21 protein-coding genes are annotated in these 22,983 nt (G+C 71.6%); 13 read left to right on the forward strand and 8 right to left on the reverse strand.

The window, feature by feature from the left end; genetic code table 11:
* Positions 1-104: 104 nt before the first annotated feature.
* From ACZ4AA_RS22335 to ACZ4AA_RS22355, 5 genes are all read right to left on the reverse strand, one after another.
* Positions 105-1,289 (reverse strand): glycosyltransferase, encoded by a 1,185-nt coding sequence (locus ACZ4AA_RS22335; RefSeq protein WP_467605016.1) that lies wholly within the window; start codon positions 1,287-1,289, stop codon positions 105-107.
* Positions 1,286-3,418, reverse strand: a complete 2,133-nt coding sequence (locus ACZ4AA_RS22340; RefSeq protein WP_467605023.1) for a prolyl oligopeptidase family serine peptidase — start codon at positions 3,416-3,418, stop codon at positions 1,286-1,288. Before ACZ4AA_RS22340 ends, ACZ4AA_RS22335 begins: the two co-directional genes overlap by 4 nt.
* Before the next feature lie 52 nt (positions 3,419-3,470).
* Positions 3,471-5,075, reverse strand: coding sequence for an MFS transporter (locus ACZ4AA_RS22345; protein WP_467605028.1), 1,605 nt, complete (start codon positions 5,073-5,075; stop codon positions 3,471-3,473).
* Positions 5,072-6,268, reverse strand: coding sequence for a radical SAM protein (locus tag ACZ4AA_RS22350; RefSeq protein WP_467605034.1), 1,197 nt, complete (start codon positions 6,266-6,268; stop codon positions 5,072-5,074). The genes ACZ4AA_RS22345 and ACZ4AA_RS22350 overlap by 4 nt, the downstream gene beginning before the upstream one ends.
* 103 nt (positions 6,269-6,371) lie before the next feature.
* Positions 6,372-6,575 carry a hypothetical protein gene (locus ACZ4AA_RS22355; protein WP_467605039.1) on the reverse strand — a complete coding sequence of 68 codons (204 nt, stop codon included), beginning with the start codon at positions 6,573-6,575 and terminating at the stop codon, positions 6,372-6,374.
* A gap of 275 nt (positions 6,576-6,850) precedes the next feature.
* On the opposite strand from ACZ4AA_RS22355, the gene ACZ4AA_RS22360 reads away from it, so the two are divergent.
* A complete protein-coding gene (locus tag ACZ4AA_RS22360) occupies positions 6,851-8,098 on the forward strand; it encodes a cytochrome P450 (protein WP_467605043.1) in 1,248 nt (415 codons plus the stop codon).
* Between the two features lie 160 nt (positions 8,099-8,258).
* A complete protein-coding gene (locus ACZ4AA_RS22365) occupies positions 8,259-9,695 on the forward strand; it encodes a HEAT repeat domain-containing protein (protein WP_467605046.1) in 1,437 nt (478 codons plus the stop codon).
* 54 nt (positions 9,696-9,749) lie between these two features.
* Here ACZ4AA_RS22365 and ACZ4AA_RS22370 read toward each other — a convergent pair whose 3' ends face one another.
* The 3 genes from ACZ4AA_RS22370 to ACZ4AA_RS22380 all read right to left on the reverse strand — a co-directional run bounded on the left by ACZ4AA_RS22370 (position 9,750) and on the right by ACZ4AA_RS22380 (position 11,325).
* Positions 9,750-10,418 carry a methyltransferase domain-containing protein gene (locus ACZ4AA_RS22370; RefSeq protein WP_467605050.1) on the reverse strand — a complete coding sequence of 223 codons (669 nt, stop codon included), beginning with the start codon at positions 10,416-10,418 and terminating at the stop codon, positions 9,750-9,752.
* Positions 10,419-10,536: 118 nt separating this feature from the next.
* The gene (locus ACZ4AA_RS22375) at positions 10,537-10,986 is read right to left on the reverse strand and encodes a hypothetical protein (RefSeq protein ID WP_467605053.1); all 450 of its coding nucleotides are present in this window, start codon (positions 10,984-10,986) and stop codon (positions 10,537-10,539) included.
* 33 nt (positions 10,987-11,019) lie between these two features.
* A complete protein-coding gene (locus ACZ4AA_RS22380; RefSeq protein ID WP_467605057.1) occupies positions 11,020-11,325 on the reverse strand; it encodes a hypothetical protein in 306 nt (101 codons plus the stop codon).
* Positions 11,326-12,082: 757 nt separating this feature from the next.
* Between ACZ4AA_RS22380 and ACZ4AA_RS22385 the strand changes: the two genes are divergently transcribed.
* The 11 genes from ACZ4AA_RS22385 to ACZ4AA_RS22435 all read left to right on the forward strand — a co-directional run bounded on the left by ACZ4AA_RS22385 (position 12,083) and on the right by ACZ4AA_RS22435 (position 22,968).
* Positions 12,083-12,253: a hypothetical protein gene (locus tag ACZ4AA_RS22385; protein ID WP_467605060.1), complete on the forward strand. Its 171-nt coding sequence runs from the start codon at positions 12,083-12,085 to the stop codon at positions 12,251-12,253.
* Between the two features lie 500 nt (positions 12,254-12,753).
* Positions 12,754-14,091 carry an acyl-CoA dehydrogenase family protein gene (locus tag ACZ4AA_RS22390; RefSeq protein WP_467605063.1) on the forward strand — a complete coding sequence of 446 codons (1,338 nt, stop codon included), beginning with the start codon at positions 12,754-12,756 and terminating at the stop codon, positions 14,089-14,091.
* 46 nt (positions 14,092-14,137) lie between these two features.
* Positions 14,138-14,596 (forward strand): RrF2 family transcriptional regulator, encoded by a 459-nt coding sequence (locus ACZ4AA_RS22395; RefSeq protein WP_467605066.1) that lies wholly within the window; start codon positions 14,138-14,140, stop codon positions 14,594-14,596.
* Between the two features lie 388 nt (positions 14,597-14,984).
* The gene (locus ACZ4AA_RS22400; protein ID WP_467605069.1) at positions 14,985-15,968 is read left to right on the forward strand and encodes an ABC transporter permease; all 984 of its coding nucleotides are present in this window, start codon (positions 14,985-14,987) and stop codon (positions 15,966-15,968) included.
* 28 nt (positions 15,969-15,996) lie between these two features.
* The gene (locus ACZ4AA_RS22405; RefSeq protein WP_467605253.1) at positions 15,997-16,908 is read left to right on the forward strand and encodes an ABC transporter permease; all 912 of its coding nucleotides are present in this window, start codon (positions 15,997-15,999) and stop codon (positions 16,906-16,908) included.
* A complete protein-coding gene (locus tag ACZ4AA_RS22410) occupies positions 16,905-18,989 on the forward strand; it encodes a dipeptide ABC transporter ATP-binding protein (RefSeq protein WP_467605074.1) in 2,085 nt (694 codons plus the stop codon). The genes ACZ4AA_RS22405 and ACZ4AA_RS22410 overlap by 4 nt, the downstream gene beginning before the upstream one ends.
* A 110-nt stretch (positions 18,990-19,099) precedes the next feature.
* Complete coding sequence (locus tag ACZ4AA_RS22415) at positions 19,100-20,782, forward strand: ABC transporter family substrate-binding protein (RefSeq protein ID WP_467605080.1); 1,683 nt, start codon at positions 19,100-19,102, stop codon at positions 20,780-20,782.
* 183 nt (positions 20,783-20,965) lie between these two features.
* Complete coding sequence (locus ACZ4AA_RS22420; protein WP_467605083.1) at positions 20,966-21,442, forward strand: Asp23/Gls24 family envelope stress response protein; 477 nt, start codon at positions 20,966-20,968, stop codon at positions 21,440-21,442.
* 133 nt (positions 21,443-21,575) lie between these two features.
* Positions 21,576-21,893, forward strand: coding sequence for a DUF3040 domain-containing protein (locus ACZ4AA_RS22425; RefSeq protein WP_467605087.1), 318 nt, complete (start codon positions 21,576-21,578; stop codon positions 21,891-21,893).
* Between the two features lie 139 nt (positions 21,894-22,032).
* A complete protein-coding gene (locus tag ACZ4AA_RS22430) occupies positions 22,033-22,278 on the forward strand; it encodes a hypothetical protein (RefSeq protein ID WP_467605092.1) in 246 nt (81 codons plus the stop codon).
* A 63-nt stretch (positions 22,279-22,341) separates the two neighbouring features.
* A complete protein-coding gene (locus ACZ4AA_RS22435) occupies positions 22,342-22,968 on the forward strand; it encodes a PadR family transcriptional regulator (RefSeq protein WP_467605097.1) in 627 nt (208 codons plus the stop codon).
* Positions 22,969-22,983: the final 15 nt, after the last annotated feature.

A 22,983-nucleotide genomic window follows, 5' to 3' on the forward strand; every position in this document is an offset into this window, starting at 1 on the left:
GGGGTGAAACAGAGGTGAGGCCAGGGGGCTGCCGCAGCATTCGGGCAGCCCCCGCCGCTTTGCCGTGAGTTGCCGTCCTGATGTCGCGGGACAGCCGCCGGGATCTAGCGGGTCGCCGCTTCCACCGCGTCGGCGGCACGGCTCTCGCTCTTGCCGTCCGCGAGCAGGTCGCCGATCTCCTGCGCTCGGGACCGCAGTTGGGGGTCGCGCGCCGTGCGCTCGACGGCGGCGCGCAGGTCCGCGGCGGGAGCCCCGGGCTCCGGCAGTCTGCGGGCGACTCCGGCGCGCAGGCAGGCGGCGGCCAGGATCTGCTGTTCCGACCCGTTCGGGGCGACCAGGAGCGGTTTGCCGTGCAGGAGCGCGCCGAGCACGGGGGCGGATGTGGCGTTGGTCAGGACGAGTTCCGACCGGTCGACGAGCGGTCCCATCCAAGGACGGCGGCCGACGATCAGGTCGGCGTCCGGGGCGGCCTCGGGCGCGCCCGAGCGCCCCAGTTCCACGACCGCCCGGTGCGTACCGGCGGTGAAGGCCGCGTTGAGTCGCGGCCAGAGCGAGGTGCCGCCGAAGGTCCGGCCGAGGTGGACGTACGCCAGGGGCTTGGAGTCCGCCGAGGGCCCGGAGGTCGGCAGGGGTTCGGACGAGTGGAGGTCGGGCAACCGCGCCTCGGGTGAGGCGAGTTCGGACGACAAGGGTTCGGGCTCCCACCAGCAGGGGCCGACATGGCGTACGGCCGGGGGCAGTTCGGCGTCGGCCGGCTCCAGCAGGGGGTGACCGCGCAGCAGGAACGCGGTGCCGAGCAACGGGGCGTCGGGGAAACGGTCATGCCGTGGCGTCAGGCCGGCCGCCTCGCGTACCGCCTCGTAGTGCTTCAGGGTCTCCGTCAGCCGCCATGCGCGGTCGTGCGTGTCCGCGGGGCCGGCGCCCCCCTCGCGGTAGGGCCACAGGTGGGCGGTCAGTCCGAGCACCACGACCGGCAGGTCCGCGGCTTCGGCGGCCACGAGGGCGCCGTGACAGAGCACGGAGGTGACCAGGACGTCGGGCCGCAGCCGGCGGACGGCCCGTGCCACCGCGGTGTACTGCCCGGGTCCGCTGACCGCCCAGTGGGTCACCGACAGCGCGCGGGTGTCCGTGACGGCGGACGGGTCCAGGCCCGCCCCACTCGCCGTCGCGGCGGCTTCCGGTCCGGCGAGGACGTGCACCGTGTGGGCACGGCGGCGCAGTTCGCGGCCCACGGCGAGGGCGGGGTACAGATAGCCCGGGTCGTTGAGGGGGCACAGGAGCACGTTCATGTCGGCGTCTCCCCCGGCGGAAGAAGGCCCAGGTGGTGGGCGAGGAAGGCCATGACGTCGGCGTAGAGGCGGACGCTGCGCGAGGCGGCGCGCGCCGCGTGTCCGACGCCGCGCTCGGTACGCAGCACGACCGGCGCGTCACCCGTGCCCGCCCATTGCAGGGCGGCGCACATCTTGCGGGCGTGGGCGGGGTCGACGCGGGTGTCGCCGTCGAAGACGGCCAGCAGCACCGCCGGGTAGCGCGTGCCCTCGCGCACCTGGTGGTACGGCGAGTACGAGAGGAGGTGGGCGAACTGGGCGGGGTCCTCGGCGCTCCCGTACTCGTCGCGCCAGCTCGCGCCCATCCCCGACCGTTCGTAGCGCACCATGTCGAGCAGGGGTGCCACGGACACGACGGCCGCGTAGGTCTCGGGGCGGCGGGTGAGGGCGGCGGCGGCCAGCAGGCCCCCGTTGGAGCTGCCGAGGACGCCGAGCCGGCCCGGCGCTGCCCATCCGGCCCGCAGAAGGTGGTCCGCCACCGCGTCGAAGTCGTCGAAGGAGTTGTGCTTGCGCTCGCGTCGGCCGGCCCTGTGCCAGTCCTCGCCCTCCTCTCGCCCGCCCCGTACGCAGGCCACCGCGTACACCCCGCCCGCGCGCACCCAGGGCAGTGCCTGCGGGGTGAAGCCGGGGGTCATGGAGGCTCCGAAGCCGCCGTAACCGGTGATGACGGCGGGGCGGGGCCGGTCGGGGCGGCCCGTGGGCGACATGACGAACATCCGGACCTCGGTGCCGTCGCGGGAGCGGGCGACCTCCTGGGTGACGGTCACGCCCTCGACGGGAGCGGCCGTCGGCGGACCGGCGAGCCAGGGCCGCAGGTGTCCGGTGACGGCGTCGTAGTGCAGGACGACGGTGGGGGTGATGTGGTCGGTGTACGCGAACCAGATTTCGTGACCCGGCTCGTGACGTGTGGTCAGCTGTGTCACCGTTCCCCGTCCGGGCAGCGGTACGGTCCGGGTGTGGGCGCCGGTTCGGGCGTCGTGCAGGGTCAACTCACCGACGGCGTGCCGGGTTCGTACGACCGCCAGCAGCGGCCGGTCCAGTTTCGGGCCGTCCAGGACGGCGAAGTCCGCCAGCACGGTGCCGGGTTGCTCGGCGACGAGCGTGCGCCACCGGCCGGGTTCCGTGGCATCGCGAGGAGCCGCGGCGATCCGGCCGCGCGGGGCGCCGACGGTGGTTCTCAGCGGCAGGGGGCCCGCACCGGGCCTGAGGCGGACGACGGTGTGGCCGTCGGTGCCGTGCTGGAGGCGGCGCAGGTCGGGGCGGTCCGGTGCGCTGGTGGTGAGGTCGGCGGTCCACAGGTCGGTGTCCGGGGAGGTGCCTTCGCTCGCGCCGATGACCAGCGTCCGCCCGTCGGGGGCGGTGGCCACGGTGTAGTACTGGGTGTCCGACCGTCCGGCTCCGAAGATCTCCACGTCCTGGTCGGCGGGTGTGCCGAGGCGGTGCAGGCGGACGCGGCGGGGGCCCGCCCCGCCACCCTCGTGCGCGGGCCTGAGCCGGCGCACGTAGTAGAAGGCACGGCCACCGGGCAGCCAGGCCACGGGGGAACGGCGGACCCGGTCCACGGGCCCGTCGACCGTCTCGCCCGTCTCCGCGTCGATCACGCTCAGGACCGACTGCTCCGTACCGCCGGACGACAGCTGGACGGCCACGAGGCCGCCCTCCCAGGAAGGTTCCCAGGCGTCGAGGACCGTCCTGCCGGACGGGTCGGCGTGCAGCGGGTCAAGAAGGATCCGCGTCCGGCCGGCCTCGCGTACGGCCAGTGCGGCGAGTTCACGCCCCGGTTCCCTGCGCAGATGGAACTCCCGGTCACCGCGCGGCACCGGCGCCCGGGCACCGGCTCCGGAGAGCAGAGCGGTCATCCTCGCGAGGAACTTTTCCCGGGCGGGCCAACAGGCCTCTTCCTCGGCGTAGAGCACCTCCTGACCGGCGCACCACGCGGCGGTCGCGGGGTCCCCCGCGTCTTCCAGCCAGCGGTAGGGGTCGGCCACCCGCCGTCCGTGGAGGACCTCCTCCGGTCCGCTGCGCGGGGCCGGCGGGTAGGAGTACCGGGCGGGCGCCGGCCCGGCGTCGCGGGGCGGGGACTGGGTCATCGCGGCGCTCCAGGGGTGAACGGATCACGTCGGTCGTGTGCCGGGGCGGGGCTCAGACGCCCCCACCCGCGCCGGGACGCCGTACGGGAGGCTCCGGACGCGGCTCCGCCGTGGACACGGAATCATCCGGGGGCGCCGGATTCAGTTCCATGGAAAGGGAGTTGTCCGCAGGCGCCGGATGCGGATCCGTCGCGTGGGTCGGATACGGGTCCATGGTCCCGGAGTTGTCCGCGGGCGCCGGGTACGGGTCCGTCGCGCGGGTCGGATACGCATCCACGGTCCCGGAGTCGTCCGTGCGAACCGGCTCGCCGTGGGCCTCGACCGCCGGTCGGTCCTGGGCATGGCTCGCACCCGCTGGGGCCGGGACATCGGCGAGGCCGGCGGGAGCCGGGGTGTCCACGGGCCGGGGCTTGTCCGGTACGGCGGCGGGACCGGCCTTCTTCACGTCGTCGGTGACGGCGTCGAGGCTGGTCTCGCGCAGCAGCGGCACCGACGAGACCACCGTGACGACGGCCGCGGTTCCGGCGAGCGCGAGCCAGGTGCGGCCGGCCCCGAGGGAGTCCACGAAGGAACCCGCCAGGACCGGTCCGAGGGAGGCGAGACCGGCCATCACCAGACCGGTCGCGGTGCTGACCCTGCCGAGCAGGTCCCGGGGGGCGAGCACCAGCATCGCGCGGCCGACGACGATCCCGGCCGGCGGGGAGAAGAAGACGACCACGACCAGTACGGGCCCGATCGTCCAGGGCTGTGTGCTCGTGGAGAAGACGGCGAGGCCGATCGCCCAGACGGCGCCGATGAGCAGGAACAGGCGGGCGGCGGGGATGCGTTTGATCAGTCGCGGGGCCGCGGCGGCGCCCAGCATCCCGCCGATGCCCGCGCAGGCCATGACCGCTCCGATCGCGGTCCCGCCGGTGCCGCTCTGCCGCAGCGAGACGACCATGGTCGTCTGTGCCGCCGCCGAGACGACGTTGATGCCCGCGGCGAACAACAGCGCGGCCAGCAGGGCCCGTTGATGTGTCAGCCAGCGCAGCCCGGCCGTGAGCCGGTCGTCGCGCCCGGCTCCGGCGGCCCGGCGGCGGGGCCGGGTGGCGATCCGCAGCAGCAGTACGGCGGACACCCCGTAGGAAAGGGCGTCGGCGGCGAAGGGCAGGATCGGGTCCAGGGTGTAGAGCCAGCCGCCGAGGAAGGGGCCGATGAGTGAACTCGTCGCCATGGCGGCCTGGCTGCGGCTCAGCGCGTCGGTGAGATCCTTCTCCGGGACGACGTCGCGTACGGCGATCGTGGCGGCGGGCGCGAAGAGCGCGGTGGCCGCGCCCTCGACCACGGCGACGCCGAGAAGGTGTGTCTGCCCGAGGTCTCCGAGCGCCGACACCAGCGGGATGCTGGCCAGCGCCACGAGCCGCACCAGGTCGGCCCCGACCATGATCATCCGACGGTCGTGCCGGTCGGCGAGGTGGCCCGCGGGCAGGCGCAGCAGGGTGCGTGTCACCAGGGAGCAGGTCGCGACCGTACCGGCCTGTGCGGCGCTTCCGCCGATGGACAGGACGAGCAGGGGGAAGGCGAGCAACGACAGCTGCGATCCGAGGGTCGACAGGGTCGCGCTGATCCAATAGCGGCGGAAGTCGGCGTTGGTCCGCAGGACGCCGGCGCCTTTCATCCCAGCCGACCGACGGCGTTGAGGCAGTCCAGGACGCCGGCGTCGACGCGGTCCTGGAAGACGGCGCGGACGGCCGCCTCCTCGTCGTACTGGTAGTGGTCGTGACAGCTGACCCAACGGCCCTGCGTCCGCTCGGCGTCGAGATAGCCGTCGGCGATCGTGCCGACCTCCATGCCGGGCTTGCCCGCGGTCTCCCAGCAACTGGCGAGCACACCATCGGCGTTGACGACCGCGCCGTAGCGTCCGTCCGTGAAGGAGCAGGCCTGGCAGGGGACATGGGCGCGCGGCCGGGCCACCGTGAAGCCGAGCTCCAGCGCGCGGGCGTGCCAGCGGACGAAGTCGCCGACGAGGCCGTCCTCGTGGAGCAGGTTGTTCGCGTAGCCGACGCCGACGTCGCCGACGCGGGCGAAGTGGATGCCGCAGCGTGCCGGATCGAGGTGGGAGCCGAGCCGTTCGACGAGGTCGTCCACGCCGTTGCGGTTCAGATGCGAGACGTTGACCCGCAGCATCCAGCGCAGGGAGGTCTTCTCGATGGCGCGCGCGATGTTGGAGACGATGACGTCGAAGGTGCCGCCGCCGGAGCGCCGTACCCGGATGGCGTCGTGGTCGGCCCGGTCGCCGTCGAAGGTCACCTGTACGGAGCCGAGGCCGGCCGCGTTGAGTTCCTTGGCGATCAGCGGTGTGAGCAGGGTGCCGTTGGAGGTCATCGAGGCGGTGAGGGAGCCCAGTCGACCCGCCCTGGTGAGCAGGTCGCGGCAGCCGCGCGGGTTGAGCAGCGGTTCGCCGCCGAAGAGCAGCAGCGAGAGCTTGTCCATGCCGGCCACGGCCATGCGTTCGCGGGTGAAGTCCAGGACCTGTCCCACGGCTTCGGGGGTCAGGCGGGCGTGCCGGATGCGGGGCGGCCTGCTGCCGCCCTTGGGGTCCTGCGCGGTGTTCTGGAAGCAGTAGCCGCAGCCGAGGTTGCAGTCCGTGCTGGTCAGTACGGTCAGGGAGTACGAGGTGTACGGCTTGACCTCGTACAGTCCCGCCTCGCGGAGATAGCGTTCCGCCGAGGGCCGCAGGGTGCCGTCGGCCTGCACCTGACCGGGGCGCATCAGCGCGTATCCGCCCGCGCCCAGGAACCACCACCCCCTGTCGGCCTGGATCAGACGGGCCCCGGCGGCGGGGACGGCGACGGACTGCGTACCGGGCACGGCAACCTCCGGAGCGGGGCGGGAGACGGAAGGCGGGCGCGGCCCGGGCGCGGCGGCGTCAGGCGCCGCCGCGACCGGGAGGACCGCGCCGGTGGTGAGCCGATCAGGCGTTGTGCTCCTGGTGGACGACGCACCAGGGGGTGTCCTCGCCCTCTTCGGAGTGCGCGACCACCTCGGGCTCGTCGACGGCGGTCTCCTGGTGGACCCCGCACCAGGCGACGTTCGACGCGGCGTGCGCGACGACCTCGGGAGTCTCCTCCGCGGGGGTCTCCGTGGTCTCTTCGTTGGGCTCGACGTTCTCGGCCATGTTGGTCCTCCATACGACGGGCGTTTCGGGACGACTGACGGCAGCACTGCGCCGACCGGCAGGACGCTAGGAGGGCGGGGTTCGACAGCGGTTCAGCGCCGGTTGGTCTGCGGTGAATACGCAGGTGGGGGCGTCGGCACCGTGTGAGGTGCAAGGCTTGGAGTCGGCCGCGTACCGGGCGCATACCGGAATCGCACCGGACGTGAACCGGCGGGCAACCGGCCCTTCCTACGGTGTCCTTCGCACACCCCGCGACCGCGAGAGGACGCCTCCGTATGGACACCGAGCCCGTCGCCACGGCCGCCCCGCCCGCACCGGCAGGTCGCCGGCGGCTGCCGGAGCCGCTCGGTGCCGCGTTCCTGGCCCGGCCCGAGGAGACGCTGGCCGAGATCCGGGAGACGTGTCCCGTGGCCCGGATCAGGACGCCCGCCGGACGGACGGCCTGGCTGGTGACCCGCGCCGAGGACGTACGGGCCGGATTCCTGGACCCTCGCCTCTCCCTGAGCGGCGGCCGCGTTCCCGACCCCGCTGTGCGCCGTCGCGCCCTGGACGTGACGCTGGTCAACTACGACCCGCCGGACCACACACGCATCCGCCGCCTCGCGACACCCGCCCTCACCCCGGCACGCATGGCCGCCCACCGGGAACGCATCGAGCAGGGCGCCGAGGAACTCCTCGACGCCGCGGACGCGGCGCGCGGGCGGGGACCCGTTGAGCTGATGGAGGCCTTCGCGCGTCCGTTCGCCTTCCGGTCCCTGTGCGAGGTCTTCGAGGTACGGGCGGAGGAACGGGCCGCGCTGTACGAACCGGTGGCGCTCCTCGCGGACAAGACCGGCCGCTCCGCCCGTGCGGTCGAGGAGAGCGTGGCCCGCATCGACGCCTTCGTCAGGGGCGAGATGGCCCGCCGCGAGGCCGACCCGGGCGAGGACGTCGTGTCGCGTGTCCTCGCGACCTGGCATCAGCAGGGCGGCGCGGCCGAGGACGAAGTCGCCTCGCTCCTGGCGATGCTGCTGCTGGCCGGCTTCGACAGCACGGTGCAGGCGATCGGCATGAGCGTGGTGGCGCTCCTCGGTCACGGCGACGTACAGGATTCGCTGCGGGACGAGCCGTCGCGGATCCCGCGCGCGGTGGACGAGCTGCTGCGGTGGGACACCCCCGGTCCCTTCAGCACCAAGAGGGTGACGCTGGAGGACGTCCGGTTCGGGGACACGGTCATCCCGGCGGGCAGCGGTGTCCTGCTGTCCGTGGCCGCGGCCAACCACGACCCGCGGTGCCACGCCGACCCGGGCACCCTGGACCCGGACCGCGCCACGGCCGGCCGCCACCTCTCCTTCGGACTCGGCCCGCACTACTGCCCAGGATCGGCACTGGCCCGCCTGGAACTCACCGTGGCGCTGACCGCCGTACTCGGCCGCTGGCACCGGCTGAGCCCCGCGGTAGCGCTGGACGAACTGACCTGGGGCGGCGGCTATCTGCATCGCCGGCTGGCGGGGCTGCCGGTCCAGCCGTGCGGTTCGGCCTGAGGGGACCACCCGGCGGCACACAAGGCGGTACGTTCCCGGTGGAAAGCACCGCGGCTGGAATCGTCCCGCACAGGAACCTGGCGCCCGATGACGGTATTCCATGTGACCTGCGCGAACTCCGCATCCTACGATCACTCGATCGGCTGCCGGAGGAGTGGGGATGCTCAAGGACTTCGAGAGCGGGACGAGGGCTGTCGCACAGCTCGTGGGCGGGGCGTCGCTCCCGGAGACGATCGATGTCGCCGACCCCGGTGACTGGATCGCGCTGGACGCGGCGGTACGTGAAGTGGCCTGGCGTCAGCCGTCGTTGGTGCCCAAGTGGCAACCAGTCGGCCCGTGGCCCGTCGGCCCGCGTCGACTCCCCGAGTCCCGGCTCGCCCTCGCCCTCTGCCACCGCGACGGGCGGATCCGCCAGGAGGCGCTGGGCCGCGCCGCCCGCTACCCCGGGCTGCTGCCACTCGTCGTGATCCGCTGCGCCGACTGGGTCGGGCCCGTGCGCGAGTACGCCCGGCAGGTGCTGCGGGATTCCCTCCGTCCCGACCTGGTCGTCGGACTCGCCTCGCTCCTCCTGCGGGTCGGACGCCGGGAACGCGGCGACTTCGGTGCCGAGACCCTCGGTCAGATCCTGCGCGGCGCGCCCCGGGAGCTGTTCAATGTCCTGTTCGCCGACCCGGACCACGCCGTGCGGCGGTTCGCGTATCGGTGTGCCGTCGAGAGGGGACTGCTGAGTCCCGCCGAGTCGGCACGCGCGGCCGTCCGGGACACGGACCCCGTCGTCCAGAACCTCTGCGCCACAGCCGCGCTCGCCGCCCTGGGCGACGAGGAGGCCGCGTACGAGGAGGTGCTGCCGGTCCTCCTCTCCGCGCGCAACCCGCGTACGCGCTCGGCCGGGGTCACGGGGCTGCGGCGGGCGGGACAGCCGGAACGGGCGGAGTCGTTCCTCGCCGACAGGTCCGCGCTCGTGCGGGCCTGCGCCCGGTATGTCGTACGGCAGTACGGAGGTGATCCGACGGCCTGGTACCGGGAGCGGTGCACGACGGCGGACAGCCTCGGGCCGCCGCCCGGTGCCGTCATCGGGCTGGCCGAGTGCGGCGACCACGCGGACGTCGGACTGCTGCGGCCACTGCTCACGCATCCGGTGGCCGGGGTGCGGGCGCGGGCGGTGGCGGGGCTGCGGGCCCTGGACCGCGTGGATGTGCGGCGGACGCGGCCGCTTCTCGACGACCCCGCCGCCGATGTGGTCCGCGAGGCGGTCCTCGCCCTGCTGCCCGGGGCGAAGGACCTGCCCGCCGACTGGCTTCTGGAGCGCACCGGCTCCGAGCGCCCGCGGCATGTCCGCGTCGGCGCGTTCCGGCTGCTCGACGCGAGCGGCGGCATCGTGGCGCTGCGCGCGGCCGTCGGGCTGCTGCACGACCCGGACGTGAAGCTGCGCACCTGGGCGGCGCAGTCCGTGCAGCGCTGGCATCCGTCGCCGGACATGTGGCACCAGAACGCGGCGGAGGCAGCGGAGGCAGGGGAGCTGCTCGACCGGGGCCGACACCTCTTCAGCGACTACGTGCTGCGTCAGCGCAAGCGGGAAGCGGGGCTGGAAGGTTGAGGACCCCCGAGGCGCCGAGACCTCGGCGGCCCGGAAGACCTCGGGGGCCTGTCCTCAACCGGGTCGCTTGGCCATGACCACCAGACCCGGCCCGCTGTACTCCTCCGGGGGAAGCCGGAGTTCGGCGACCGGTTCGAGACCGGCCTGCTCGATCAGGTCCACGAGCTGTTCGGGCCGCCATTTGTGCGTCGTCCAGGAAACGGGTACGCCTCCGTAGGCCTCGGTGCGCACCACGTCCTCGTCGCCGACGTGCGTCCCGGTGATGAAGTGCCCGCCCGGTTTCAACGCGCGGGCGAACAGGGCGAGAACCTGGGGCAGGACGTCACGGGGAAGGTTGAACAGTGACCACCACCCGAGCACACCGCCGAGGGACGCTTCACCGAGGTCGAGGTCGGTGGCGGAGGCGACGCCGAAGCGGCACTGCGGATGAAGGCGGCGCGCGTTCTCGATCATGCGGGGAGAGAGATCCACCCCGGACACGTCGAGTCCGCGTTCGGCGAGGTAGGCGGTGACCGTTCCGGGTCCGCAGCCCACGTCGAGGACAGGCCCGAGTTCCCCCACGGTATCGGCGAAGGCGTCGATCGAGGCCTTGAGCCATGGATGGCGACGGATGTCGCCGATACCCGTCGTCACCACCATGTGGGCGTAGTTGTCGGCCACACGATCGTAGGACTCACGAACCACGTCGAGATCGGCCGGACGGTCGATGGGGTGTGCGCGCATGCGCCAACGATAGGACCGCACAGCGGACTTGGGACGGGAACGGCCCCTGACACCCTGTCGAGACGGTTGCCCGAGGCGTCGGGCGAGGCACTGTCGCGCAGCCGACGGAGCAGGGCGATCACGTGCCGTCGAGGCTGATCGCCGTGCTCAGGAGCTGCACGGCGTGATCGTATGGACGGCGGTCGAAGCGGAACGGCCCGAAGCCCGAGTAGTCGCGTGCCGTGCGGTGGGGTTGTTCGAAGGAATCCCAGACCACGTGGGCCGACGTCACGGTGATCCCGGCCATCAGCGGCCAGCAGCCACAGTCTCCACACGCACAGCCGAGCACAGGCGTCTTCGGCCCCATCGCCCCGATGGACCGTCCATGGAAATGGTCCTCCAGCCGGCCGAACGGGAAGAACTGCGGGAGCAGGCCCCCGTAGGCGCCTCCAGCCGGCCGCATCCGGGCGCCCGTCTCGAACTGGTCGATCAAGGTGGTGAGCGGTACTCCGTCGACGCATGGGACGACTTCGAGCACACCACGATCGGCGTGGCGTCCACAGTCGAACCGGATCTCCTGACTACTCATCTCCCGATTCTCGCAGCAGGCCGGCCGGCGCCGTCAGAATTCGGCGTCCATGCTCCCCGGTCCGTCCGCACGAGGAACCTCACCGGCATAGGCGCCGGCCGAATCATGGACTTGCGCGTCCACGGGCACGAGCGCGTCCGGCAGGGCTGCGTGCTCGCACGGTTCCCGGACTTCCAGGTCAACGCTCACGGAGCCGGACCCCCGGACGGCGATCACCTCGGTACGGTCCAGCCGGCTGCGCACTTGCGAGGCGCCAACGAACTCCGCCGACAGGATGTCCTCCAGCACCGCGCGCTCGTAGGCGTTCAGCGGGCGCGGGTCGATGGGGAGGGAGGGCATGCGGCCATTTGAGGTGCAGAGAGGGGAGCCGGCCCAACGCCCCCACTGGCTCATGAGGCGCGGCCTACGACGAGCCCGCCCATCAAGATCCGCTGTCTCGTGGCTGTGCCCAGCGTGTCGCCGTGTGACCGACCGAACAACTCCTAGCTGTCGCCGTGACCTTCATCCGCCGGGTAGTGACGTTCTACGCTGCGAGCGACGGAGGCCAGTCCTACGGGCATGATCACGACGTAGGTCAGGGCGGACCATGGTTGGGGTATCCGGTGTTCCAACACGACTTCCACGCCGGCCAGCGCCACTAGCCAGAGGATCAGCAAGGGGCGCCGAACCACGTAACCGAGGATGCCCGTGAAAGTAGTTGGCCGTTGCCCGCGGTCAGCGCTTGTTCTCCACATGACGGGACTGTATCGCTGTCGCTTCCCGCGCCCTTCGACTGATCGTCCCTTCCGGGCCTGTGGCCGCCATGTCCCAAGTAGGTTGCTCGGGTGGTCAATCGGCTTGAGGCCGAGGGCTTCGATTCGCGCTATCGGACGTACAGGGGCGCGTAGCGGACCCTGGTGGTGCGCGGGAGAACGGTCGCCTGGCGGTCCGGCGCATGTCCGTGCGGCGGTGGGCGCGCTCGGCACCTTGAACAGGTCACGTCGCACACGTTCTTGAAACCGCCGTGGCGCCAGTCATCACGGGAGCCGCCGGTGGCTGGCGGGTACCCTCAACTCCCCCGCGCGACGGCAGCTTTCGTCCGTCGACGCACAGGGCGATGATCCGGCCGGCCAGGCACCTGCCGCCAGACAAGAGTGACGACATCCTTCTGAGCGTCGCGGCCGATCCGGCGGCGTTGGGCGCCTTCTGCGCGGAGATCCGGGAGCGGAACCGGGTTCGCGAACAGGAGCGCAGGTTCCTCGACCGGGCCGCGGCCGACGTCTCCTGATGCCGCAGGCGCCCGGCCGGGGCCCGACGTTCACCCACCCCATTGAGCAGGGCATCTGTCGCCCCGTCAACTACGGTCCGCATGTCGGAACACCTGCTTTGGCCGGTATCCGACCGGCCGGCGCACACCCCTGGCATCGCCGCCTCGCTATTTCCTATCGATTTACTAGGAAACCATTGACCGGACGTCCGACGGCTGCGCAGGATGATGTACATGCCCCCCACGCAGCAGCGACTGGTTCGCCGTCGGCACGTCGACTTCGGTCGCGTCGCCAGCGCCGTCTGTTGCAGCGCATAGGGTGCGCGGCTCACGTATCGCGTGTGCCGCCGCCTCCGCTTCCATCCCAGGTGATCAGGCGCATCCGCCGCGGTCCCTGAGCCGGGCAGGACTCAGCGGCGCCCGGATCGTCACCGTACGGCGCATGGGCCACGAGCGCGTGTCCGACGGGCAGGAGACTCCCGACCCGGCACCTTGCCGCCGAACTTGAGGAAATCATGATCATGGGCGTTGCCACCGCGCCGTCCGGAGCCGGCCCCGCGGCCGACCGGACCGGACCCCACCCGGTCGCCGGACCTGACATCGTTGCCGGACACCACCCGGTCGCCGGACCCGACACCGCCGCCGGACCCCACCCGACCGCCGGCTCGACCACGGCCGCAGGGCCCGGCCACGCGCACTGGCTGCGAGCGGCCCGTGAGACGGCGGAGGATCTGGCCACCGACGCGGTCACCAGGGAGCAGGCGGGCAAGGCCCCCTTCGACGAGGTGTCCCGGCTGCGCGAGGCAGGGCTCCTGACGCTCCTGGTTCCGGCCGAGGCCGGAGGAGGCGGAGCGGACTGGACGACGGCCTACGCCGTCGTCCGGGAGATCTCGGCCGCCGACGGCGCGATCGGCCAACTGCTGGGCTGTCACTACTTCTTGTCGTGGAGCGCGGTGTCCTTCGCCGACTCCGCCCGCGCCACCGAGACCGTGCACCGCTCCACCAGGAAGCCCCTCCTCTGGGGTGGCGGCCTCGCCCTCCAGGACCCCCCGCTGAGGCTGACCAGGAAGGCCGGCGGCCATGTCCTGGAGGGGCGGCAGAGCTACGCCACCGGAGTGCTGGTCGCCGACCGTCTCGCCGTACGGGGCGAGCGGGCCGATACCGGCGAGCCCTTCGCCGTCCTCGTCGACGCGGCCCATCCCGGTGTGCGGATCGACAGCGGATCGGACGCCTTCGGCCAGCGGCTCGCGGCCGGCGGCAGCGTGGAGTTCGACGCCGTACCGGTGGCGGCCGGCAACGTCCTGGGGTCCCTGTCCGCTGACGAGGACGTCCTGTCGCCCAAGACCGCCTTCACCTCCCCGGTCGGACGTCTGCTCTCCGCCCATCTCCTCCTCGGCATTGCCGAGGGAGTGCTGACCGAGGTACGCGAGTACAGCAGGGCGGGCCACTCGCTCTGGCACCCCGCCTGGCCGGTCGGCTCCCCCTCGGACCCCCGGATCCTGACCCTGCACGGAGAACTCACCGTTCTGACCCGCTCCGCCTCGGCCCTCACCGAGCAGGCGGTGCGAGCCGTGCACGACGGACTGGCACGCGGCGAGGACCTGGGCTTCGACGAGTACGCGGAGATCTCCGTCCTCGTGGCCATGGCCGAAGCCGCCGTGTCCCGGGCCGCGCAGGAGTCCACCACGCGCGCCCTCGAAGTCATCGGAGCCCGGTCCACCTCCGCACGGCTGGGCTTCGACCGTTTCTGGCGCAACGTACGGACCCACACCCTCTACGAGCCCGTCGGGCACCGGCTCCGTGACGTCGGGGACTATTACCTGAACGGCGCGCACCCCCCGTTCGTCCTCCCCGTGTGAACGAGAGAACATGGAACGGGCGCGAGCCGTACGGAATACTGCGCACATGCGGATTTCAGCCAGGGCGGACTACGCGGTACGTGCCGCGCTACAGCTCGCCGCGTCACGGGACGAGGGGCCGGTGAAGGCCGAGGCGATCGCCGAAGCCCAGGACATTCCGCACAAGTTCCTCGAAGGCATCCTGAACGACATGCGCCGGGGCGGTCTCGTGCTCAGCCAGCGCGGCGGCAACGGCGGCTACCGCCTGGCCAGACCCGCCGCGTCCATCACGATCGCCGACGTCATCCGCACCGTGGACGGACCGCTCGTCTCGGTGCGCGGCGTCCGTCCCCCGGACCTTTCCTACACGGGCCCGGCCCAGTCACTCCTCCCTCTGTGGATCGCACTGCGGTCCAATGTGCGGGAGATCCTCGAAGGCGTCTCGCTCGCGGACGTGGCATCGGCACAACTCCCCCCTGACGTCTACGCCTTGACCGACGCCCCGGGAGCCTGGGCCAACCCCTGAGGTCGCGGTAACCGGCAGGGCGGTCCGGCGCCCGAGCGTCCACGGATGACGTCCCGGGCCGGGCCCGCTCGTCGCGACCGGCAAGCTCGAAGAGGTCCTCTGACTCACGAAGACCCTGCGTCAACTCGGCCTCATTGAGAGGGCGTTCAATCCGCCCCACGTCACGATCATCCGAATTGAGCCGTATTCCGGATCCTCTGCTACGGCAACATGTCGGCCTCGTGGCGAGACCGCCAAAAGCCTGGTGCCCGGCGCAAAGCACGGACCAAGCTGACGCTCGTCCGTTCGCCGCCGCCTCCCACCGGAAAGTCCCCCCACGCATGTCTTCGTCCCGTCCCCCGCGCTCTCCCGGGGCCTGCCTCTCCCGTGCGGTGAGGAGGTGCCGCACATGGTGCGCCATGTGACGCGCAAGGCGGCCGGCTGGCTGCTGATGATCGTCGTCGCGACCAACGCGACGTATTTCCTCGCCAGTTGGTTCCTCGACCCGCGATCGAACTTCAAGGAGCTGCGGCCCGTCCGCAGCGAGACCCAGATCGACCGGGCCCTGGCTCCCTACAACCTCGACCCGCGGGTGCCGCTGGCGCACCGATGGTGGGACTGGTTCACCTCGGTGACCCTGCGCTTCGACTGGGGCAGGTCCCCCACCGGCGTCTCCGTGAACGGCGAAGTGAGCTACCGGTCCCTGGTCAGCGCGGAGTTGGTCGTCATCGCGACCGTCCTGTCCGTGGTGATCGGCGTCGCCCTCGGTGTCCACACCGCGGCACGGCAGTACGGTTGGGCCGACAGGATCTCGCAGGCCGTGTCCATCGCGGTCTTCAACGTACCGACGTCCGTCGCCGCGCTCGCCGTGGTCTTCGTCGCCATCTGGCTGAACCAGCACGCGGGGCTGCACTTCCTCTACGTCGCCGGGGAGAACTCCCCCGATGTCGAAGGACTGTTACCCACGATCGGAGACCGCCTCCTGCATCTGATCCTGCCGACCCTGACACTGACGCTGATGGGTTACGTGGGCTATCACCTCACCCAGCGCTCGCTGCTCCTGGACACGATCAACGCCGACTTCGTCCGCACCGCCCAGGCCACCGGACTCACCCGCGCCCAGGCGATCCGCAGACACGCGCTGAGAGCCTCGCTCATCCCGACGGCGGCCTCCGTGGCCTTCAGCATCCCCGCCGTCTTCACCGGCGCCGTCATCACCGAGACGATCTTCGGCTGGAACGGCATGGGCCGCTACTTCATCCAGACCATCAGCAAGAACGACGTACACGGAACCGTCGCGACGGCCGCCTTCGCCGCGACCCTGACCGCCCTCGGCGCGATTCTCGCGGACATCGCCACGGTCTTCCTCGACCCGCGCGTGAGGGTGAACTGACGTGGCCACCGACACGACGGCCGAAGCCATGTCCGCTGCCGCGCCGGAGCAGGCCCGGCAAGCGGCCCGCCCCAGGAACCTGGGCCCCGGCCGGCTCTATCTGCGCCGGTTCCTGCGCAACCGCCTCGCCGTCGCCGGCGTGGCGATCTTCGTGCTGCTGGTGCTGTTCGCGGCCCTCGGCGGCCTGTTCACCTCCTACGCCTACACCGACGCCGACTTCACCGCGCTCACCCAGCCCCCCAGCGCCCTGCACTGGTTCGGCACCAACCAGGGCGGCAACGACATCTACGCCAGTGCGGTGCACGGCCTCCAGCGCTCCCTGGTGATCGCCGTGAGCGTGTCCGTGCTGACCGTCGTCGTCGCCGCCGTCGTCGGCTCCGGCGCCGCGTACTTCGGGGGCCGGGTCGAGAGGGTGACTCTCGCCGTCATCCACTTCCTGCTGATCGTCCCCTCCTTCCTCATCCTCGCCCTGGTCTCCCACCGCCTCGCCGGCGACTGGCGCGTCCTGATCGTCGTCCTGACCTTGTTCGGCTGGATGTCCACGGCCCGGGTCATCTGGTCCGTGTCGACCTCACTGCGCGAGCGGGACTACGTGACCGCGGCCGAGTTCATGGGCGTCGGGCCGCTGCGGGTCATCGCCCGCCACATCATCCCCAACCTCGGTTCGCTGCTCATCGTCAACCTCACCCTCGGTGTCGTCGCGACCGTGCTCAGCGAAACCGCCCTGTCGTTCCTCGGGTTCGGCGTCCAGCCGCCGGACGTCTCGCTGGGCACGATGCTCGCGGACGGGGCGGGCACCGTCACCAGCGCGCCCTGGCTCTTCGCCTTCCCCGCGGGCCTCGTCGTCCTGCTCACGGTGTCGATGACCTTCATCGGCGACGGGCTGCGCGACGCCCTCGACCCCACGTCGGTGACCGGCTCGGCAGGAGGCCGACGATGACCCTCGCGACCCCCCTGCTCGACCCGGTGCCCCCCGCCGGCGCCACCCCCGTGCTCTCCGTACGGGACCTGCGGATCTCCTTCCCCTCCGAGGCGGGAACCGTCGAAGCGGTGCGCGGCGTGAGCTTCGACCTGCTGCCCGGACGGACCCTCGGCATCGTCGGCGAGTCCGGTTCGGGCAAGTCCGCCACCGCCATGGGGATCATGGGACTGCTGCCGCCCTCCGCGAGTCTCCACGGTGAAGTGCTGCTGGGCGGGCAGAACCTGATCGGCCTCGGCGACCGGGCGCTCTCACGGATCCGGGGCAAGTCCATCGGCATGGTCTTCCAGGACCCGCTGTCCGCGCTCACCCCGATCTTCTCCGTGGGCAGACTGCTCTCCGACGCCCTGCGGGTCCACCAGGACCTGACGAAGCGGGCGGCCTGGGAGCAGGCCGTCGAACTGCTCGACCTCGTCGGCATCCCCGACGCTCGGGGCCGGGCCACGTCCTTCCCCCACGAGTTCTCCGGCGGCATGCGCCAGCGCGTGGTCATCGCCCTGGCGATCGCCAACAGACCGTCCGTGCTCGTGGCCGACGAACCCACCACCGCGCTCGACGTCACCGTGCAGGCCCAGATCCTCGACGTCCTGCGGGTGGCGCAGAAGGAGACCGGCGCCGGACTCGTCCTGATCACCCACGACCTGGGGGTCGTGGCCGGGCACGCGGACGAGGTCGCCGTCATGTACGCGGGCCGCTTCGTGGAACGGGCGGGCGTCGAGGAACTCTTCCGACGGCCGACGATGCCGTACACCGCGCGGCTGCTCGCCGCGGTCCCGACCGTCGACAGCGGGGTCCGCCGGCCGCTGCTCCCGATCGGCGGGGAACCGCCCGCACTGGTGGGTCTCACCGAGGGCTGTCCCTTCGCGCGCCGCTGCGCCGTGGCCCTCGACGCCTGCCGGTCCGAGGAACCCGGGCTGCGCCGGGTCACCGGCCATGGCGAGGTGGCCTGCCTGCGTGCCGCGGAGATCGCCGACGGGTCGCTCGACCCCCGGGGCGACGCCGTGCCGGCCCGCGGGCAGACGCCTTCCGTCCGTGCCGAGGCCGGCGAGACGGTGCTCCGCGTCGAGGAGCTCGTCAGGACCTTTCCGGTCACCAAGGGCGCGCTTCTCAAACGCCGGACCGGCACGCTGCACGCCGTCAACGGGGTCAGCTTCGAACTGCGCGCCGGGGAGACCCTGGGCCTGGTGGGCGAGTCCGGCAGCGGCAAGACCACGACCCTGCTGGAGATCCTGCGGCTCAGGCGGCCCGAGAGCGGCCGGATCGAGATCGCGGGCACCGATGTGGGAACCGTCGGTTCCGCGGCGCGTATAAGGGAGTTGAGGCGGGACGTACAGATCGTCATGCAAGACCCGATGGGGGCCCTCGACCCGCGGCTGCCCGTCTTCCAGCTGCTCGCCGAACCCCTGCGGGCCATCGGACGCGACCGCGAGTCGATCCGCTCCCGCGTGCACGAACTGCTCGCGCTCGTCGGTCTTGACGACTCCGTGAGCGACCGCTTCCCGGCCGCGCTCTCCGGCGGTCAGCGCCAACGGGTCGGCATCGCCCGGGCCCTGGCCACGGAGCCGAAGCTCCTGGCGCTCGACGAGCCGCTGTCCGCCCTGGACGTGTCGGTCCAGGCCGGGGTGATCAACCTGCTGGCGCGGCTCAAGCACGAACTCGGGCTCGCCTATCTCGTGGTCGCCCACGATCTGGCCGTGGTCCGCTACATCTCCGACCGCATCGCCGTGATGTATCTGGGGCACATCGTCGAATCCGGCGACACCGAGCGGATCTTCAACGATCCGAAGCACCCGTACACCCGGGCCCTGCTGTCGGCCGTCCCGAGACCCGATCCCCGGGAAGAACGCACCCGTGAGCGCGTCGTGTTGGAGGGCGAGCAGCCGAACGCCGCGCACCTGCCCGCGGGTTGTGTCTTCGTGGACCGCTGCCCGCTGTACCGCCTCTCCGACGAGCGGGTGCGCGGGCGCTGTCGCGAGGAACGGCCCGCGCCCACTCCCGTCGCCGGGCAGCCCGGACATCAGTACGCCTGCCACGGCGTCTGAGGGCCCGTCCCGGCCGCACCGAGAACCACCGGCACCCCCGAACCCGCGTCCGCCCCCGGCCGCCGGGTTCCTGTCCGCACCCTCCACCGACCCGGAAGGACCCACCCCCCATGCGCTCAAGACTGGCCCCGTCCATCGCTCTCCTGGCCGCCGTGTCCGTCGCCGCCACGGCCTGCCAGTCCTCGTCCGGGAAGGATGCCGCGGGCCCGAACGCGAAGGACGCCCCCTCCGCCGCGTCGGCAGCCGCCGACTACAACCCCACCCCGTACGACCGGATCAAGGACGGCGGCACCTACACGACGGTCGGGACCTTCGACGACCAGGGCAACCCGTTCAACGTCAATGCCACGCTGACCGCGTCCCGCGTCTGGGCCTGGTACAACGCCGACGCGATCACCTACGCGCCGACCGGTGAGGTGCAGTACAACCCGGACTACTACAGCGATGTGAAGGTGGCCGTCGAGGGCGGCAACCAGAAGGTCACGCTGACGATCAACCCGAAGGCGGTCTTCAACGACGGGACGCCGATCGACTGGACCGCGATCAGGGCGACGTGGAAGGCGAACAACGGATCGGACAAGGCCTACGCGGCTTCGTCGACGGACGGCTACGACCGCATCACCTCGGTCGAGAAGGGCACGAACGCCAAGCAGGCCGTCATCACCTTCAAGGGCGTCAACGCCTCCTGGTCGAGCCTGTTCACCACGTTCCTGCATCCCAAGGCCGCCACGGTCGCCAACTTCGACAAGGCGTACGTCAAGAAGGCCCACCCGGAATGGGGCGCGGGCCCGTACACGGTCGGCAAGTGGGACACCCACTCCGGCGACATCACCTTCGTCCGCAACCCGAAGTGGTGGGGCAAGAAAGGCAAACTCGACCGGCGTGTCTATGTGAACCTGGAATCGACCGCGGCGGTCAACGCCTTCAGGAACGGTCAGCTCGACTATGTCTCGGCCGTCGACGCGGAGAGCCTCAAGCAGGTCAAGGGGTTCAAGGGCACGGAGATCCGCAGCGGAGGAAGCCCGTTCGAGTACGCGCTGTACTTCAACACGAAGTCCCCCGTCCTCGCCGACAAGGGCGTCCGTAAGGCCGTCGAGGAGAGCATCGACCGCTCGCAGATCGCGAAGATCCAGTTCCAGGGCCTCGACTACAAGGAGCCGCTGCCCGGTTCGGCGGTGCTGTACAGCTTCCAGAAGGGCTACGAGGACAATGTCTCGGCCGTGCTGAAGTACGCCCCCGAGGAGGCCGAGAAGGCGCTCGACGCGGCGGGCTGGAAGCCCGGGAGCGACGGCGTCCGGGTCAAGAACGGCAAGAGGCTCGACGTCGGCTACACCCTCCTCGGTGACGACCCGCTGGACAAGGCCACCGCGGGCGCCTTCGCCGCGATGCTGAAGCCGGTCGGCATCCACCTGGTCATGAAGAAGGCCGACGAGGCGGACTTCTCCAGCATCCTCAGTGAGCGCAAGTTCGATCTGTTCCTGTCGGGGAACCGCTCCATGGACCCGTTCGGCGCCCGCTACCTGTGCGACTTCTACTGCTCGGACCGCAGCTCCAACATCACCGGCGCCGGTTCGCCCGCGCTGGACAAGGAGATCCGCGCCACCACCGGGATCGCCGACATCGACCGGCAGGCCGCGGCCGCCAACGAGGTCGAGCGGAAGGCGCTCCAGCAGTACGCGTTCCTCCCGCTGTTCAGCGGCCCGTCGACCTACGGGGTGAAGAAGGGCCTCGCCAACGTAGGCGCGACCATCTTCTACAACCCGCTCCCCGAAACGGTCGGCTGGCAGAAGTGACGTCCTCGCGGAGGTACGGGGCCGGGGCGGCGCGCGTGCTGTGACGACCCCGGTCCGGACGGTGGTCCGTTCGCCCCGGATCGCACGAATTGAGCCATTCGTGTGACGATGGCTGAGGGGAAAGGGAGCCCTCCCCCTTGACCGTCAGGCGAGGTGTCCGCACGGAAGACCGAGGAGGTCCTGATGACGGACCTGACCACCCGCTCCGCGACCACCAAGAACGAGACAGGCAGCACCACCGGGAGCCGGCGCTCCGGCACCGGTGATCCGGGCGGCAAAGGACGCACCACCATCGCCGACGGCGTGGTGGCCAAGATCGCGGCGGCCGCCGCTCGCGAGGTGCCCGGAGTCCATGGCCTCGGCACCGGCATGACCCGGGCCCTCGGGTCCGTCCGCGACCGGGTCCCCGCCGGGCGGCCCGGTCAGACCCGCGGTGTGAGCGTCGAGGTCGGCGAACGGCAGACCGCGGTGGATCTCGACGTCGTCGTCGAGTACGGGTACCCCATCACGGACGTGACCGCGGACATGCGCACCTCCGTGGTCACCGCCGTGGAGCGCATGACCGGCCTGGAGGTCGTCGAGGTGAACGTCGCCGTCGGGGACGTTCACCTGCCGGACGAACCGGACGAGGAGTCGCCGGACGGCCCGCGTGTGACCTGACCCGGCAGCTCGGCAGCTCGGCAGCTCGGCAGCTCGGCAGCTCGGCAGCTCGGCAGCTCGGCAGCTCGGCAGCTCGGCAGCGGACGCTCGCATGTGCCGGCTGCCGGGCGAAGGCCCAAGGAGGTGTGTGGCCGTGGACGACAGGGACCACACCGACGGTGTCCGTCTCACGGCGCGCGAACGCGCCGCCCTCGCGGAGATGGAGGAGGAACTGCGGGAGAACCACGACCCCGCACCGACGCCGCGCCGCGCGTCGGGCAGGCGCCGGCTGCCCCTCGCGGTCGCCTTGATGCTGATGAGCTCGGTGGCACTCGCGGTGATCGGCATCCGCACGTCGAACGCCGCGCTCCTCTGGATCTTCGCGGTCCTGTGGCCGCTCACCGTCGTCCAGACCGTCAGGCTGCTGGGCCGCTGGATCAAAGCCACGGGCCCCTTCACTCCCTGGTTCTGACGAGCCCGCGCCCCCTGGGCAGGACGGGGAGCACGAGCGCCTCGGACCGGACGGGCCGGGGGCGCCTCAGGCCGGACGGGCCGAGGTGGAGGGGCCGCGCATCCCTGGGCCCGGGTTGTCTGCACGACACGGTATGGGAGTGGTGGCGGCCGTTTCGGTCTGCGGCTGCGGAGTCGGCGCGGCGCTGGGCGCCCTGCCCACCGTCACCGTGGAGGCCACGGAGCCGGAGCGCACCGGCGCCGCCTCGGCGCTCTGCAACAACGTCGAGACCGTCGGCGGTGCGGTCTCCGGCGGGGTCGTCGTCTCCGTCCTGGCGTCACACACGAGGGCCCTCACGTCCATCGCCCGCAGGACACCGCGCCCCGCAACGCCGTCGTCCGGGTGAGCCGTGTCTCACCGGGGCGGCGGCGCTTGTCTATGCAACGAGTTGCATAGAAAGCTGTGCGGTATGGCGCTCGAACACGCGATCCTCGTCTCCCTGCTGGAGCAGCCGGGTTCCGGCTATGAGCTGGCCCGGCGGTTCGAGCGGTCCATCGGCTACTTCTGGACCGCCACGCACCAGCAGATCTACCGCGTTCTCAAGCGCATGGAGAGCGAGGGCGTCCTCGCCGTCCGCGAAGTGCCGCAGCAGGGGCGGCCGGACAAGAAGGTGTACTCGGTCGCCGACCCCGGCCGCGGCGCCCTCTCGCGCTGGCTGCACGAGCCGATCGAGCCGGAGAGCCTCCGGCACGATCTCGCGGTGAAGATCCGCGGTGCCGCCTTCGACGATCCGGCGGCGCTCGTCGACGAGGTCGAACGCCACCACCGGGCCCACAGCGACCGGCTGGCGCGCTATCTCGCCGGGGAGCGGCGCGACTTCACCGGTCCAGGCGCCCCGGCACCGCTCGACGCCGGCCAGCAGTTGCAGCACGTCGTCCTGCGCGGTGGCATCGCGTACGAGCGGATGACGATCGCCTGGCTGGACGACGTCCTCGGCACACTCCGCACCCTGGCCGCGACGACCTGCGCCGCAGACCCCGAGCAGGACCCCACGAAGGGCGTCACGCAGGGCGTCCCGGCCGGGCCGCCGGCCTGAGTCGGCCCCCTTCTT

The sequence above is a fragment of the Streptomyces sp. NPDC024698 genome (assembly GCF_055559015.1).

What these genes read in the sequence shown, in the direction of transcription:
- ACZ4AA_RS22395 (WP_467605066.1), top strand. Translation starts at nt 14,138, where the DNA reads ATGCGGATTTCAGCCAGGGCGGACTACGCGGTACGTGCCGCGCTACAG.
- ACZ4AA_RS22435 (WP_467605097.1), top strand. Translation starts at nt 22,342, where the DNA reads ATGGCGCTCGAACACGCGATCCTCGTCTCCCTGCTGGAGCAGCCGGGT.
- ACZ4AA_RS22400 (WP_467605069.1), top strand. Translation starts at nt 14,985, where the DNA reads ATGGTGCGCCATGTGACGCGCAAGGCGGCCGGCTGGCTGCTGATGATC.
- ACZ4AA_RS22365 (WP_467605046.1), top strand. Translation starts at nt 8,259, where the DNA reads ATGCTCAAGGACTTCGAGAGCGGGACGAGGGCTGTCGCACAGCTCGTG.
- ACZ4AA_RS22375 (WP_467605053.1), bottom strand. Translation starts at nt 10,986, where the DNA reads ATGAGTAGTCAGGAGATCCGGTTCGACTGTGGACGCCACGCCGATCGT.
- ACZ4AA_RS22420 (WP_467605083.1), top strand. Translation starts at nt 20,966, where the DNA reads ATGACGGACCTGACCACCCGCTCCGCGACCACCAAGAACGAGACAGGC.
- ACZ4AA_RS22335 (WP_467605016.1), bottom strand. Translation starts at nt 1,289, where the DNA reads ATGAACGTGCTCCTGTGCCCCCTCAACGACCCGGGCTATCTGTACCCC.
- ACZ4AA_RS22345 (WP_467605028.1), bottom strand. Translation starts at nt 5,075, where the DNA reads ATGAAAGGCGCCGGCGTCCTGCGGACCAACGCCGACTTCCGCCGCTAT.
- ACZ4AA_RS22340 (WP_467605023.1), bottom strand. Translation starts at nt 3,418, where the DNA reads ATGACCCAGTCCCCGCCCCGCGACGCCGGGCCGGCGCCCGCCCGGTAC.
- ACZ4AA_RS22370 (WP_467605050.1), bottom strand. Translation starts at nt 10,418, where the DNA reads ATGCGCGCACACCCCATCGACCGTCCGGCCGATCTCGACGTGGTTCGT.
- ACZ4AA_RS22415 (WP_467605080.1), top strand. Translation starts at nt 19,100, where the DNA reads ATGCGCTCAAGACTGGCCCCGTCCATCGCTCTCCTGGCCGCCGTGTCC.
- ACZ4AA_RS22405 (WP_467605253.1), top strand. Translation starts at nt 15,997, where the DNA reads ATGTCCGCTGCCGCGCCGGAGCAGGCCCGGCAAGCGGCCCGCCCCAGG.
- ACZ4AA_RS22410 (WP_467605074.1), top strand. Translation starts at nt 16,905, where the DNA reads ATGACCCTCGCGACCCCCCTGCTCGACCCGGTGCCCCCCGCCGGCGCC.
- ACZ4AA_RS22360 (WP_467605043.1), top strand. Translation starts at nt 6,851, where the DNA reads ATGGACACCGAGCCCGTCGCCACGGCCGCCCCGCCCGCACCGGCAGGT.
- ACZ4AA_RS22385 (WP_467605060.1), top strand. Translation starts at nt 12,083, where the DNA reads ATGATCCGGCCGGCCAGGCACCTGCCGCCAGACAAGAGTGACGACATC.
- ACZ4AA_RS22380 (WP_467605057.1), bottom strand. Translation starts at nt 11,325, where the DNA reads ATGCCCTCCCTCCCCATCGACCCGCGCCCGCTGAACGCCTACGAGCGC.
- ACZ4AA_RS22355 (WP_467605039.1), bottom strand. Translation starts at nt 6,575, where the DNA reads ATGGCCGAGAACGTCGAGCCCAACGAAGAGACCACGGAGACCCCCGCG.
- ACZ4AA_RS22390 (WP_467605063.1), top strand. Translation starts at nt 12,754, where the DNA reads ATGGGCGTTGCCACCGCGCCGTCCGGAGCCGGCCCCGCGGCCGACCGG.